At 69.1% G+C, this 13,579-nt stretch carries 10 protein-coding genes; 2 read left to right on the forward strand and 8 right to left on the reverse strand.

Annotation, left to right across the window (positions count from 1 at the left end; genetic code table 11):
• Nucleotides 1-200 precede the first annotated feature (200 nt).
• On the forward strand, nt 201-2,312 hold the full coding sequence (locus ASD23_RS03115) for a carbohydrate binding domain-containing protein (RefSeq protein WP_056006084.1): 2,112 nt from the start codon (nt 201-203) through the stop codon (nt 2,310-2,312).
• Between the two features lie 112 nt (nt 2,313-2,424).
• Here ASD23_RS03115 and ccsB read toward each other — a convergent pair whose 3' ends face one another.
• Genes ccsB through ASD23_RS03140 form a run of 5 tightly spaced genes read right to left on the reverse strand, consistent with a single transcriptional unit; the run spans nt 2,425 to nt 7,161 of the window.
• Nucleotides 2,425-3,372: a c-type cytochrome biogenesis protein CcsB gene (gene ccsB / locus ASD23_RS03120; protein WP_082571238.1), complete on the reverse strand. Its 948-nt coding sequence runs from the start codon at nt 3,370-3,372 to the stop codon at nt 2,425-2,427.
• Nucleotides 3,373-3,429: 57 nt separating this feature from the next.
• Entirely contained in the window at nt 3,430-5,184 is a 1,755-nt protein-coding gene (gene resB / locus ASD23_RS03125; RefSeq protein WP_056006087.1) for a cytochrome c biogenesis protein ResB, read from the reverse strand.
• On the reverse strand, nt 5,168-5,920 hold the full coding sequence (locus tag ASD23_RS03130) for a cytochrome c biogenesis CcdA family protein (protein WP_056006089.1): 753 nt from the start codon (nt 5,918-5,920) through the stop codon (nt 5,168-5,170). The genes resB and ASD23_RS03130 overlap by 17 nt, the downstream gene beginning before the upstream one ends.
• Before the next feature lie 3 nt (nt 5,921-5,923).
• A complete protein-coding gene (locus ASD23_RS03135) occupies nt 5,924-6,517 on the reverse strand; it encodes a TlpA family protein disulfide reductase (RefSeq protein ID WP_056006092.1) in 594 nt (197 codons plus the stop codon).
• A complete protein-coding gene (locus ASD23_RS03140; RefSeq protein WP_056006095.1) occupies nt 6,517-7,161 on the reverse strand; it encodes a histidine phosphatase family protein in 645 nt (214 codons plus the stop codon). The genes ASD23_RS03135 and ASD23_RS03140 overlap by 1 nt, the downstream gene beginning before the upstream one ends.
• Nucleotides 7,162-7,234: 73 nt before the next feature.
• Between ASD23_RS03140 and aspS the strand changes: the two genes are divergently transcribed.
• A complete protein-coding gene (aspS, locus tag ASD23_RS03145; RefSeq protein ID WP_056006098.1) occupies nt 7,235-8,578 on the forward strand; it encodes an aspartate--tRNA(Asn) ligase in 1,344 nt (447 codons plus the stop codon).
• On the opposite strand, the gene ASD23_RS03150 is transcribed toward aspS, so the two are convergent.
• The 3 genes from ASD23_RS03150 to ASD23_RS03160 are packed head-to-tail and all read right to left on the reverse strand — an operon-like array spanning nt 8,575 to nt 13,534.
• Nucleotides 8,575-10,221 carry a SulP family inorganic anion transporter gene (locus ASD23_RS03150; protein ID WP_056006101.1) on the reverse strand — a complete coding sequence of 549 codons (1,647 nt, stop codon included), beginning with the start codon at nt 10,219-10,221 and terminating at the stop codon, nt 8,575-8,577. The genes aspS and ASD23_RS03150 overlap by 4 nt on opposite strands.
• An 8-nt stretch (nt 10,222-10,229) precedes the next feature.
• A complete protein-coding gene (locus tag ASD23_RS03155; RefSeq protein WP_235507613.1) occupies nt 10,230-11,177 on the reverse strand; it encodes an HAD family hydrolase in 948 nt (315 codons plus the stop codon).
• The gene (locus ASD23_RS03160) at nt 11,174-13,534 is read right to left on the reverse strand and encodes an arylsulfatase (protein ID WP_056006105.1); all 2,361 of its coding nucleotides are present in this window, start codon (nt 13,532-13,534) and stop codon (nt 11,174-11,176) included. The genes ASD23_RS03155 and ASD23_RS03160 overlap by 4 nt, the downstream gene beginning before the upstream one ends.
• Nucleotides 13,535-13,579: the final 45 nt, after the last annotated feature.

The raw sequence follows: 13,579 nt of genomic DNA on the forward strand, positions 1-13,579 counted from the left end.
CCTCCGACCTGCAGGCGACCGTAGCAGCGGCCTCGCCGTTAATGCAAGCGCTTACAAATCTGCTTGCGGAGATTCGTGTCCTGTGCCTATCTTTGGGGACAGTCGTCGTTGTGACGCGGCTGCCGCATCGACGCGGCGGCGGCGCGATCCTCTGGACTCCCGGCCTGAGATTCGCTGATCTCTGAAGGAACTCATTCCACATGACCGATCACAGACACGCCGAGGCGACGGCTGTCGCGGGGGTTCGCAAGCGCTTGCGGTTCTCTGCCGCAATCACACTCGTCGCCCTCCTCGCCGCATTCATGACCGCACTGCCCGGAACGAGCTCCGACCGCGCTGAGGCGGCCGCACCGGGTCCACGCGACACCACCGCCGTGCTCTTCTCGTGGACATGGAACGCCATCGCGCGCGAGTGCACCGACAATCTGGGACCCGCCGGCTACGGCTTCGTGCAGACCTCGCCCCCGCAGGAGCATGTGCAGGGTTCCGAGTGGTGGACGTATTACCAGCCGGTGAGCTACGAGGTCGAGTCCCGGCTCGGCACTCGCGCCGAATTCAAGGCCATGGTCGACACCTGCCACAGCGCCGGCGTCAAGGTGATCGCCGATGCCGTCGTCAACCACATGAGCGGCAAGAGCGCGGGGGGCACGGGCTGGGCGGGCTCGACGTTCCAGCACTACGACTACCCCGGCATCTACCAGTCGCAGGACTTCCACTCGTGTCGACGTGACATCGCGAGCTACCAGAACCGCTGGGAGGTCCAGGAGTGCAACCTCGTGAACCTCTCCGACTTGGACACCGGTTCCGAGTACGTGCGCGGGCGCATCGCCGGATACCTGAACGACCTGGTCGGCCTCGGCGTCGACGGCTTCCGCATCGACGCCGTGAAGCACATCTCGGCCGCCGACATGCAGGGCATCATGAGCAAGGTGAACGACCGCGCTCGCCTCTACATCGTGCAGGAGGTCATCCGGGCGAACGAGCCGATCCAGCCCGAGGAATACCTGAGCAACGGCGACATCCACGAGTTCGCGTACGCGCGCAAGCTCAAGGAGGCGTTCGGCAGCGGCACCATCAACTGGCTCATCTCAGGCGCCGGCATCGGCCCGAGCTGGTCGGGCTTCCTGCAGAACTCCAATGCGGCGGTCTTCGTCGACAACCACGACACGGAGCGCAACGGCGAGACCCTCAGCTATCGGGACGGCTCCTCGTACGACCTCGCACAGATCTTCACATTGGCCTGGAACTACGGCTCGCCCTCGATCCACTCCGGGTACGAGTTCTCGAACAAGGAGGCGGGCCCTGCGCTCGCCGGCAACGGCGAGGTCATCGACCCGGTGTGCGGGCAGAACGGCTGGACGTGCAAGCACGCCCAGACCTCGATCGAGAACATGGTCGGCTTCCGCACCGCCACCTACGGCTCTGCCATCTCGAACAGGTGGGACAACGGATCGAACGCGATCGCGTTCGGCCGCGGCGACAAGGGCTTCGTGGCGATCAACCGGGGCGGCGGCAGCATCGACCGTTCGTGGCAGACCTCGCTTCCCGCCGGCTCCTACTGCAACGTCATCGTCGGCACCCCGACGAGCAGCGGATGCAGCGCCGGGGGCATCGTGACCGTCGACTCGAGTGGTCGCTTCACCGCCTCCGTAGGTGGCAACGGCGCGCTCGCGCTTCACGTCGGCGCGAAGGCGGGCGGATCCGGCGGGGTCGACCCGGGCCCGGGGACGGGTGCTTCGATGACCGTCTACCACTCGACCTCGAAGGGCTGGTCCGGCTACAACATGCACTATCGGATCGGCTCCGGGGCCTGGACGGCCGCTCCGGGCGTCGGCATGACCGCCGCCTGCACCGGGTGGGTGTCGAAGACGATCGACCTCGGCACCGCCTCCGGTATCACCGCAGCGTTCAACAACGGCTCGGGAACGTGGGACAACAACAACGGAGCCGACTACGTCGTGACGGGGCAGGTCGTCACCGTGAACAACGGTGCCGTCGGCTCGACGAACCCGTGCGGGACGCCCTCGTCGAGCACGACGACCGTGTACTACGCGACATCCTGGTCGAGCGCCAACATCCACTACCGCGTCGGCGACGGCGCCTGGACCCAGCCGCCGGGCGTCGGCATGACGAACGCCTGCGCGGGCTGGAAGTCGAAGTCGATCGACCTCGGTTCCGCGTCGAGCATCACCGCCGCGTTCAACGACGGCTCGGGCACGTGGGACAACCACGGCGGGCAGGACTACACGATCGGGGCCGGGTCGGTGAAGGTCGCGAACGGCACCGTGACCGCCGGCAACCCGTGTAGCTGAGAGACCTCACGGCTGCCGAGACTTTCGGCGCCGTGAGCCGGGAAGGGCGGCACCGGGGCGAGCGATCGCACCGGTGCCGCTCTGAACGCCTTCAGGCTCGAGTCGTGCCCGATCAGAGCCCCGAGTACGCGTGCAGTCCCTTGAAGAAGAGGTTCACGACGGTGAAGTTGAACAGCACCGTCGAGAAGCCGATGATCGCGAGCCAGGCCGAGCGCGAGCCCCGCCATCCGCGCGTCGCACGGGCGTGGATGTAGCCGGCGTAGACCACCCAGATGATGAAGGTCCACACCTCCTTGGTGTCCCATCCCCAGTACCGACCCCAGGCCTTCTCGGCCCAGATCGAGCCGGCCATGAGGGTGAAGGTCCACATGATGAAGCCGATGATGTTGATGCGATACGCGAGGTTCTCGAGCGTGACCGAGTCGGGCAGCGTCGCGAGGAACGTGAGCTTCGCGGCCTTCGCCGTCGCCGCGATCGACTCGCGGCGGGCCTGCATGAGCTGCACGACCGAGAGCGCGAAGCCGAGGGCGAAGAGGCCGACCGACGCACTCGCCACGAACACGTGGATGACGAGCCACACCGACTGCAGCGCCGGCGGCAGCGGGATCGGGCTGACGTAGAAGTTGAGGGCGGCGATACCGAGCAGCACGAGCACGAGGCCCGTGATGAACGTGCCGAGGAATCGCAGGTCCTGCTTCACGACCACGAGCACGACGAGGAACACCGTGGTGATGATGAGCGTGCCGGTGAGCGCGAACTCGTACATGTTCGCCCACGGCACCCGGCCCGCGGCGAGGCCGCGCAGCACGTCGGCCGAGAGGTGCAGGATCCAGGCGAGCACCGTCATCGCGACGCCGACGCGCAGCGAGGGCGAACGGCCGTAGGCGACGGATGCCGCCGGCTTCGCCGCGCCTGCCGAGCGGGGGCTGGAGGGTGCACCGACCGCGACCGTCTCTTTGACCTCGACGCGAGCCGCGGCATCCGCCGCCGCCGTGGCCGCTGCCGAACGCCGCGCGAGGTCGATCGAGAACGCGATGAACGCGATCGCGTACACGACCATGGCCGAGTACACGCAGAGAATGGAGATCTCGTCGAGGGTCAACTGCACTGTTCTACCTTACGTCGAAGATTTCTCGGGAGCATCTGCGGTTTCAGCGGATGCCGCGGGGCCGGCGTGCTTGTCGGCGAAGCCGGTCACGGCGTCTTCGAGACCGGGGTCCTCGCCGCGGGCGAGTGCGGCGTACTCGAGCACGACCCGGCCGTCGGGCTTCGTCACGGCCTTCACCCACATGCGGCGGCGGGGCACGAAGAGCGAGACGAGCAGCCCGCCGAGGATGAGCGCGGCGAAGGCGAGCACCCACATCTGGGTCGGGTCGTGGTGGATGTCGAAGCTCGCGAAGCGCGAGACGCTCTGCGCGTAGTTGCGACCCTCGGCGTCGGCGGAGTCGGTGTCGGTGTCGCTCACGTCGACCGCGAGCGCAGCCCCCGGGGAGACGTCGTCGAAGGTCACCGTGCCGAGGCCGTTCGGCAGCTCGGCGGTCTCGCCGGGCTTCAGCTCGATCGAGTCGACGCCCGTCTTGCCGCCGGTCAGCTGCTCGAGGGTCGACGTGTCGAGCGAGTACACCGAGGTGGGCGTGCCGTCGTCGATGCCGAGGTCGCCCTCGTAGACGTTGAGCGTCAGCACCGGCAGGATCAGGTCGGGGTAGCTCGAGGTGTACGCCCCCGAGGTGAGCTCGGTCTGCGTCGGGTAGAAGAAGCCGACCATGCCGAGCTGTTCGGGCATGCCGTCGGGCACCTTCACGACGCCGATCGAGGTGAGGTTCGCGTCCTGCGGCAGGAACGGCACGGCGTCGGTGAACACGACGTCGCCCTCGGCGTTCTTCACGGTGATGGTCGGCGCGTAGCCGTTGCCGAGCAGGTAGACGTCGGTGCCGTGCGTGTAGAGCGGCTCGTTGACCTTCACCGTGCGGTCTTCGGGCTCGCCGTCCTGACCCTGCACGGTCACGTGCGCCGTGAAGTCGATGGGCTGGCCGATCGCGTCCTGGTTGCGCGTCTCGTACACCGCGTCGAGGCTCTCGAGCGAGAGCCGGTACGGCGTCAACCGGGTGTCGGTGAAGAAGCGTCCGGGATTGAACGAGTCGTAGGCGGCGAGCGTGTTGACGAAGGTCTGGCCCTCGACGATCACCCGCTGGCCCGAGAAGCCGAAGCCGCCGCCGAAGCCGACGGCCACGAGCACGCCGACGAGCGCGCTGTGGAAGACGAGGTTGCCGGTCTCGCGGAGGTAGCCGCGCTCGGCCGACACGGAGGGCTCGCCCCGCAGTTCGTACTGCTCGACGCGGTAGCCCGACTGACGCAGCTGCTTGGCCGCGGAATCGATCGCGGCTGCAGCGGTCTCGCCCTCGGGCAGCGCGCGCTCGGTGTAGCCGGCGAGGCGCGAGAGCCGCACCGGGGTGCGCGGCGGCCGCGCTCGCAGCGCCTCGAAGTGGTGCTTCGTGCGCGGGATGATGCAGCCGATGAGCGAGACGAAGAGCAGCAGGTAGATCGCCGAGAACCACGCCGAGGTGTAGACGTCGAACATCTGCACGCCGTCGAGGATCGGCGCGAGCCGCGGGTTGTCGTCGAAGTATTGGGTGACGCCGTTCGGGTCGCTCGAGCGCTGCGGCACGAGCGAGCCGGGCACCGCGGCGATCGCGAGCAGCAGGAGCAGGAGCAGCGCGGTGCGCATGCTCGTGAGCTGCCGCCAGGCGAAGCGCAGCCAGCCCACGAAGCCGAGCTTCGGCTGGTTGACGGGCGTCTCACCGGGGTCGGCCTCGGTCGAGTCGATGTGGTCGGCGGGCCGCGAGGGCGCGCCGGGATCAGATTGCGGGGACAAAACCCGTGATCACCGCCTGCAGTTCGTACATCCAGATGGACCAGATGCCCGTCACCATGAGCACGCCGATCACGATGAGCAGCGCACCTCCCGCGATGTTGATCGCGCGGATGTGACGACGGAGGAAGGCGAGCGAGCCCGTGACCCAGCTGAAGCCGGCTGCCACGAGCAGGAAGGGGATGCCGAGGCCGACGCAGTACGCGAGGCCGAGCAGCACGCCGCGGCCGGCCGAGGCGGAATCGGCGCTGAGGGCGAGCACGACGGCGAGGGTCGGGCCGATGCACGGCGTCCAGCCGAGCCCGAACACGATGCCGAGGAGCGGCGCCCCTGCCAGGCCGGTCGCCGGTCGCCACGACGGCTTGATCGTGCGCTGCAGGAAGGTGAACTGGCCGATGAAGACGAGTCCCATGACGATGAGCAGCACGCCGGCGACGCGCACGATCACGTCGGAGTAGCGCACGAGCCACGACCCGGCGAAGCCCGCGACGAGGTTGAAGCTCACGAAGACGACCGTGAACCCGACGATGAAGAGCAGCACGCCGAGCAGCAGCCGTCGGCGGTTCCTCCGCTCCGTCACGGCGTCGGCCGAGGCATCCGTGAAGCCGCCCAGGTACCCGAGGTACCCGGGCACGAGCGGCAGCACGCACGGCGAGAGGAACGAGACGAGGCCCGCAGCGATCGCGATCGGCATGGCCGCGAGCAACTGCCCGTTCAGCACGATCTCGCCCGCGCCCATGCGCTAGGCCTGCTCGGCGAGGAGGTCGTCGATGATCGTCTGCAGGATGGAGGCGTCCTTCAACTGGCCGAGCACGCGCGCGGCGACCCGGCCGTCCTGGTCGAGGACGATCGTCGTCGGCACGGCGGCGGGCGGCACCCGGCCCGCGAACGCGAGCTGCGCCTCGCCGGTCTCGACGTCGAGGACCGAGGGGTACGTGATGCCGTACTTCTCCTCGAACGGCGCGGCGGTGCCCGCCTGGTCGCGCACGTTCACGCCGACGAAGCTCACGTCGGCGGGGTCGACCGCCTCGTGCACCTCCTGCAGGATGGGCGCCTCGGCGCGGCACGGCGCGCAGCCGGCGTACCAGAAGTTGACGACCTGCACCTTGCCCGCGTCATCCGCCGAGTCGTACTGCTCGCCCTCGACGGTCTCGCCCGTGAACTCGATCGCGTCGCTGCGATCGGCGGAGTCGTAGATCGTGATCGTGCCGTCGCCGGCGATGTAGTTCTTGCTGCTGCCCTCACGGAACTGGTCGGCGAGCGGGTCGCTCGTGCACCCCGTGAGCAGCAGGGCGGATGCCACGGCGACCGCCGTCAACGACCAACGAGCGCGCATCACACTGCTCCTACGTCTGTGGCCTGGGCGGAGAGTCCCGCCGCAGGGTCGGTGTAGCCGACCTCGACGAACCGGTCGCCGCGTCGCTCGAGCGTCGTGATGCTCGAGAGACCGCAGCGCCGGCGCCGCGGGTCGTGCGCGAGCGAGAGCCCGGCGAGGCGCCGGTGCACCATCCAGATCGGCAGCTGGTGGCTGACGATGACGACGTCGCCGCCGTCGGCCGCCTCCCACGCATCGCCGATGGCGGCGAGCATGCGGTCGGCGATCGAGCGGAAGGGCTCGCCCCAGCTCGGCTCCCACGGGTTCACGAGCAGCGGCCAGTTGCGGATGTCCCGGAGCGCGCCGTCGGCGCCGCGCATGCGCTTGCCCTCGAAGCGGTTCTCGGGCTCGATCACGCGCTCGTCGAGCAGCGGCTCGAGGGCGAAGGCCGTAGCGATCGGCTCGGCCGACTGCTGGGTCCGCTGCAGCGGCGAGGAGACGAGGGCGGTGACGGGTCGATCGCGGGCGACGAGGTCGTCGGCGGCGGCCTGCGCCATGCTACGACCGAGGTCGGAGAGGCCGAATCCCGAGAGTCGTCCGTAGAGCACGCCCTGCGGGTTGAACACCTCGCCATGGCGCACGAGATGGATCTGCTCGGCCGGCACGGCTTCCAGTCTAGAGAGCGCGTTCCTTTGAATCCGCCGAGCGTCGGAACCCCCACGGGTAGGATGGTCGATCGTGAGTACCCGCACCCTCGTCAAGAACCTCGCCGCTCTCCCCGACGGCCCCGTCACCGTGTCCGGATGGGTCGAGACCGTGCGCGACCAGAAGAAGGTGCAGTTCGTCATCCTTCGAGACGAGTCGGGTGCCGTGCAGCTCGTGAACCCCGCGACCCGCGAGGTCGAAGAGGGCGCCGACGCCGAGGCATCCGCTCGCCTGGCGACGACCGAGGCCATCTCGGCGCTCGCGCACGGCTCCTTCATCACCGTGACCGGCGAGCTGAAGCACGACGAGCGCGTCAAGCTCGGCGGCCTCGAGGTGAAGCTCGCCTCGCTCGACGTCGTCACCGCTGCGAACCCCGAGACGCCGATCGCGGCGGACTCGAGCCTCGACAAGCGCATGGACTGGCGCTTCCTCGACCTGCGCCACCCCAAGCAGGCCCTCATCTTCCGCATCCAGACGACCTTCCTCCACGCGCTCCGCGGCGTGTGGGTCGAGAAGGGCCTCATCGAGATCCAGACCCCGAAGCTCATGGCCTCGGCGTCGGAGTCCCGCGCAGAGCTCTTCGAGGTCGAGTACTTCGAGGGCAAGGCGTACCTCGCGCAGAGCCCCCAGTTCTTCAAGCAGATGGCGCAGGCGGCCGGCTTCGGCGGCGTGTTCGAAGTGGGTCCCGCGTTCCGCGCCGACCCCTCGTTTACCTCGCGTCACGCGACCGAGTTCACCTCGGTCGACACCGAGATCAGCTGGATCGACTCGCACGAAGACGTCATGGCCCTGCACGAGGAGCTCATGGTCGCCGGCTTCCAGGCCGTCGTCGACAAGCACGGCGCCGAGATCGCCGACCTCTTCGGCATCGAGCTCGCGGTGCCGTCGCGCCCCTTCCCGCGCATCCCGCTCGCCGAGGCGAAGCAGATCGTCGCCGACCGCGGCTACGTCATCCCCCGCGCCGACGACGACATGGACCCCGAGGGCGAGCGCCAGATCTCGGCGTACGTGAAAGAGGCGTTCGGCCACGACTTCGTCTTCCTCACCGACTACGCGGCGAGCATCCGGCCGTTCTACCACATGCGGCACGAGGGCGACCCGAGCCTCACGAACTCCTACGACCTCATCTACAACGGTGTCGAGATCTCGACGGGCGCGCAGCGCGAGCACCGCATCGACGTGCTCGTCGAGCAGGCTCGCGACAAGGGCATGGACCCCGAGGAGCTCGAGTTCTACCTCGACTTCTTCCGCTACGGCGTGCCGCCGCACGGCGGATTCGGCATGGGCCTCGCGCGCGTGCTGATGCTCATGCTCGGCGAGTCCTCCATCCGCGAGACCACGTACCTCTTCCGCGGCCCGACGCGCCTGCTGCCCTAACTGGCCCCGGCGCCCGCCGCGACCGCCGCCTCGAGCGTCGGGTAGACCCGCCCGGCCGACTCGAGCCCCGAGAACCAACTCGTGCGGCGTGCGACCTGCGCCCCCGACTCGGGCACGGCGGCGAGCCGCAGCTCGACGCCGGTCGCTGCGAGCTCACGGTCGAGGTCGGCGAGCGTGTCCAGCACCGTGATCGACGTCGCGGAGAGCCGGGTGAGTTCGAGGGCGACCGCACGGACGTGCGCGCCGCCTGCAGCGGCATCGGCCGCCGCGGCGAGCACCGCGTTCTCGTTGGCGAGCACGTTCGCCGTGTAGAGCGGCCCCATGAGCCGCACCGGCAGCACGCCGTCGACCGGCTCGCCGACCTCGACGCGCAGCCGGTTGAGCTCGCGCAGCACGGCGACGAAGGTGGCGAGGATCCCGACGAGCACCGCGAGCAGCAGGCCCGCGGTGAGCCCGACGAACGCGGTCGCCACGGCGATCCAGAAGTCGGTCCGGCTGACGCGCCAGAAGCGCACGAGCGAGCCGACGTCGATCAGCCCGATCACGGCGACGAACACGAGGGCGGCGAGCGTCGCCTGCGGCAGCAGGCTCAGCACCGGCCCGAGGAACAGCGCCACGAGCACGGCGAGCACCACGGTCACGAGCGTCGCGAGCTGCGTGCGCGCACCGGCGCCCTGGTTCACGGCGCTCTGCGAGAAGCCGCCCGCGGCGGGCAGCACCTGGAACAACGAGCCGACCGTGTTCGCGGCACCCGTGGCGAAGAGCTCCTGGTCGCTGTCGATCTGCGGCTCGCCGGGCTTTCGGATGCCCCGCGCCACCGCGGCGGACTCGAGGAAGGCCATCACCGCGATCGCGATCGCACCGGGCAGCAGTTCGGGCACGTGTGGGAACGAGGGCAGCGACGGCGGCGGGAAGCCCTGCGGCACGGGCGGGATGAGTTCGACACCCGCTCCCTCGAGACCGGCGAACGCGACGAGCAGGATGCCGCCGACGACGACGAGCAGCGGGCCCGGCACACGCGGGGCGAACCGCTTGAGCACGACGAGGACGACGATCGATCCGGCCGAGAGCGCGATCGTGGCCGGGTTCGCGCCGGGCACCGCCTCGACGACGGCGACGAGCGAGCGGATGAATCCATGGCCCGAGAAGTTCCAGGTCTCGCCGAGGAGCTTCGGCAGCTGGCCGACGGCGACCGTGGCGCCGACGCCCACCTGGATGCCGACGATCGTCGCCTTCGAGATGTTCTCGACGAGGGACCCGAGTCGCAGCAGCCGGCAGCCTAGGAGGATCAGGCCGACGATGAGGGTGAGCGCCATGAGGTCGGGCACCGGGTCGTCGGAGCCCGCGGCGACGCCGGCCGAGACGAGCGTCGTCGCGGTCAGCGTCGCGATCGTCGAGGTCGTCGAGACGCTCATCGCCCGGGAGCCGCCGAGCATCGCGTAGACGAGCAACGGCACCATGCACGTGTAGAGGCCGATCTGCACGGGCAGGTTCGCGATCGTCGCGTACGCCATCGCCTGCGGGATGACGACGGCGCCGGCCGAGAGCCCGGCGAGGAGGTCGGGCCCGAGCCATCCGCGCTGATAGTGCCGAAGGGTCGGGAAGAACCACGCGCGCCCGCGTGCCGCGCTCGTCTGCGACATCCGCTCGCCTACGCCACGGGGTCGGGGAAGATCCTCGACCAGTCGCGCGCCACGCTGACGACCGTGATGCCGCGATCGGATGCCGCGGCGAGCGCCTGCTCGGCGCCCCGGTCGTACGGGGTGTCGCCGCGACCCGAGTCGTCGTCGTGGTGCACGAGCAGCGCGAGGCCGCCGCCCTTCCGCGCGAACTCGAGCATCGGCAGGTCGCCGTTCGAGTTGCCACCGGCGATGAGGGGCCGGCGCCCGATGCGGCTCCAGATGCGAACGGGCTTCTCGGGCCCGTCGTCGAAGAAGTCCAGGCCGGCCGTGTAGCGCACCTCGCCCGAGTCCGCGTCCCACGCGAGGCCGAGCGCAGAGCCGACGACGTGCTCGGGCGGAATCCCGTAGTACTGCTGGGTCATCGGCCGCATGAAGTCGCGCTCGCCGCCCGAGACGATGTAGACGGTGAATCCGTGCGCCTCGAGGTACCGCATGAGTTCCACCATCGGCGCGTAGATCGCCTCGGCGTACGGCCGGCCGAGGGCGAGGTGCTTGGCCGTCTCGTAGAACTCGCCCACACTCGCCGCGTAGTCCTCGACGCTCATTCCCGCGGTGATGCCGACGAGGGCGCCGATGAGGATCTGCAGGTCGCTGTCGTCGCCTTCGTAGTGCTTGTCGATCGCGGCGCCGAGCCAGCGGTAGTCGCCGGTGACGGCACCCTTGTACGGCTGCTTCTCGGCGAGGGAGGGGTCGGCTTCGGCCTGCACCTTCCACTGCCCGACGATGTAGTGCAGCTGGGTCGGCATGGGCTTCTCGGTCCAGAGCGTGCCGTCGTTGTCGAAGACCGCGATGCGCTCCTCGACCGGCACGGCGCCCTGGCCCTCGGTGACGGATGTCACGAAGCCGATGATCGCGTCACGGGTCGCGCCGTCGGTCCACGACGACAGCACCCGCTCGCCCTCGTTCATCGCGCTCATTGCCGGGTCATCGCGATCTGCATCCGGTGGTCGGGATCGATGAGGTGGTCGTGGTCGTCGTCGCCGACGTCGAGGCGCACCCACGAGATCTTGCCCGTGAACTCGTTGCCGGTCGCGGCGTAGTCGGCCGACACGGGCGACGCGACATCCGCTCCGACGTCCACGGTCTCATCCATCGAGAAGAAGAACGGCAGGGTGCGCGTCACCCGGCCTTCGCCGAGCTTCGTCTCGCCGTCGAAGAGCGTCACCGCGCCGCCCTTGCCGAGGCCGCCGCCGTCGTACGCGAAGTGCACGCGGAGCTCGTGGGCGCCCGGCTCGAGCACGGTCTCGGAGGTCGTGTAGTCGGTCTCGATGCCCATGACGTTGTAGGCGAAGCGCAGGGTGCCCTCGTGCAGGTACGTGCTCCACCCGCCGTACGAGCCGCCCTGCGCGATGATCACGCCGGCGCCGCCGGCGTCGGGGATCGTCACCTTCGCCGTCACGGTGAACGACTTGTTCTTGATGTTGACGACCGAGTTCTCGCTGAGGCGCTTCATGCCCGAGTAGAGGGTCTGCGAGGTGCCCTTCACGAGGGCGGGGCGACCGGCGATCTCCTCGTTGAACCGCTCGGCCGAGCGGATGTCCATGGGCAGCACGTTGAAGCGCGCCGCCTGGATCAGGAAGAGCCGCTGCAACTCGGCGAGCTTCGCGGGCTCGGTCGCGGCGAGGTCGTTCGACTGGGTCCAGTCCTCCTCGACGTTGTAGAGCTCCCACACGTCGTCGTCGAGGCCGTGGCTGGAGCCGAGCCATGGGTCCTTGTGCTTGGCGACCGCCGTCCAGCCCTTGTGGAAGATGGCGCGGTTGCCGAGCATCTCGAAGTACTGCGTCGTGTGCACCTCGTCGGCGTCGGCGGAAGCGAACGAGGAGTTCATCGGCGTGCCCTCGTAGGGCCGCTGCGTGACGCCGTGCACGGTCGCGGGCTCGGGGATGCCGGCCGCTTCGAGCACCGTCGGCGCGACGTCGATGACGTGCGCGAACTGGTTGCGGATCTCGCCGCGAGCGGCGATGCCGTTCGGCCAGGAGACGATGGTGCCGTTGCGGGTGCCGCCCCAGTGGCTCGCCACCTGCTTGGTCCACTGGTAGGGCGTGTCCATCGCGTGCGCCCACCCGATCGCGTAGTGGTTGTACGAGCGGGGTGTGCCGAGGTCGTCCTTGTGCTCGATGAGGTACGCATCGTCTTCGAGCTCGTTCATGTGGTTGATCGTGAACGCCTCGTTGGTCGTGCCCTTCATCGTGCCCTCGGCGGATGCCCCGTTGTCGCCGATGATCACGTAGACGAGCGTGTCGCGGAGCACGTCGAGCTCCTCGAGCGCGTCGAGCAGCTCGCCGACGTAGTGGTCGGCGTACTCGAGGTACCCGGCGTAGACCTCCATCTCGCGCGCGAGTACGGGGTGCAGCTCGGGGTTCATCTCATCCCAGGCCGGGATGCCGGGGCTGCGCTCGGTGAGCACGGCGTTCTCGGGGATGACGCCGAGCGCCTTCTGACGCTCGAAGGTCTCCTCGCGCACCTTGTCCCAGCCCTGGTCGAACTTGCCGGCGTACTTGTCGGCCCACTCCTCGGGCACGTGGTGCGGGGCGTGGGTCGCGCCCGGTGCGAAGTACGTGAAGAACGGCTTGTCGGGGGCGAGCGCCTTCTGCTGCTTCGTCCAGTCGATGGCCTTCTGGGTCATGTCGGCCATGAAGTGGTAGCCCTCTTCGGGCGTGCCCCACGGTTCGACGGGCGTCGTGCCCTCGTAGATCGCGGGGTACCACTGGTTGGTCTCGCCGCCGATGAAGCCGTAGAAGTACTCGAAGCCGCCGCCGGGGCTCGGCCATTGGTCGAACGGTCCGACGGGGCTCGACTGCCAGACGGGCACCTCGTGGCACTTGCCGAACTGGGCGGTCGAGTAGCCGTTGAGCTTCAGGGTCTCGGCGAGCGGCGCGCAGTTGTTCGGGCGCAGCGAGTTGTAGCCGGGTGCGCTCGTCGCGATCTCGGTGATGCCGCCCATGCCGACCGTGTGGTGGTTGCGGCCCGACAGCAGGGCGGCACGCGTCGGCGAGCAGAGGGCCGTCGTGTGGAAGCGGGTGTACTTCAGGCCCTGCGCGGCGACCCGCTCGAAGTTCGGCGTGTGCACGGGGCCGCCGAAGGCGCTCGAGGCGCCGAAGCCCGTGTCGTCGATGAGCACGACGAGCACGTTGGGCGCTCCCTCGGGCGGCAGGAGCCGCTCGATCGGCGGGTAGTGCGTGTCGGGGTCCGTCGCGTCGTACGTGACCGTGCCCGTGTAGGCCAGGTCCGGGATCGGCAACGTCGAACGCTGGATGTCGGGCTTCGTGCTCACTATCGATCTCCCCGGTCTGGGAGGGCGACGGCGAGCGGCGGATGC

It is taken from the genome of Agromyces sp. Root1464, from assembly GCF_001427265.1.
Lineage (GTDB): Bacteria > Actinomycetota > Actinomycetes > Actinomycetales > Microbacteriaceae > Agromyces > Agromyces fucosus.

Excerpts from the sequence above, each read along its gene's own strand:
- ASD23_RS03135 (WP_056006092.1), bottom strand. The coding sequence starts at position 6,517 with ATGCGCGCTCGTTGGTCGTTGACGGCGGTCGCCGTGGCATCCGCCCTG.
- ASD23_RS03150 (WP_056006101.1), bottom strand. The coding sequence starts at position 10,221 with ATGTCGCAGACGAGCGCGGCACGCGGGCGCGCGTGGTTCTTCCCGACC.
- ccsB (WP_082571238.1), bottom strand. The coding sequence starts at position 3,372 with ATGGTCGTGTACGCGATCGCGTTCATCGCGTTCTCGATCGACCTCGCG.
- ASD23_RS03130 (WP_056006089.1), bottom strand. The coding sequence starts at position 5,920 with ATGGGCGCGGGCGAGATCGTGCTGAACGGGCAGTTGCTCGCGGCCATG.
- ASD23_RS03115 (WP_056006084.1), top strand. The coding sequence starts at position 201 with ATGACCGATCACAGACACGCCGAGGCGACGGCTGTCGCGGGGGTTCGC.
- ASD23_RS03155 (WP_235507613.1), bottom strand. The coding sequence starts at position 11,177 with ATGAGCGCGATGAACGAGGGCGAGCGGGTGCTGTCGTCGTGGACCGAC.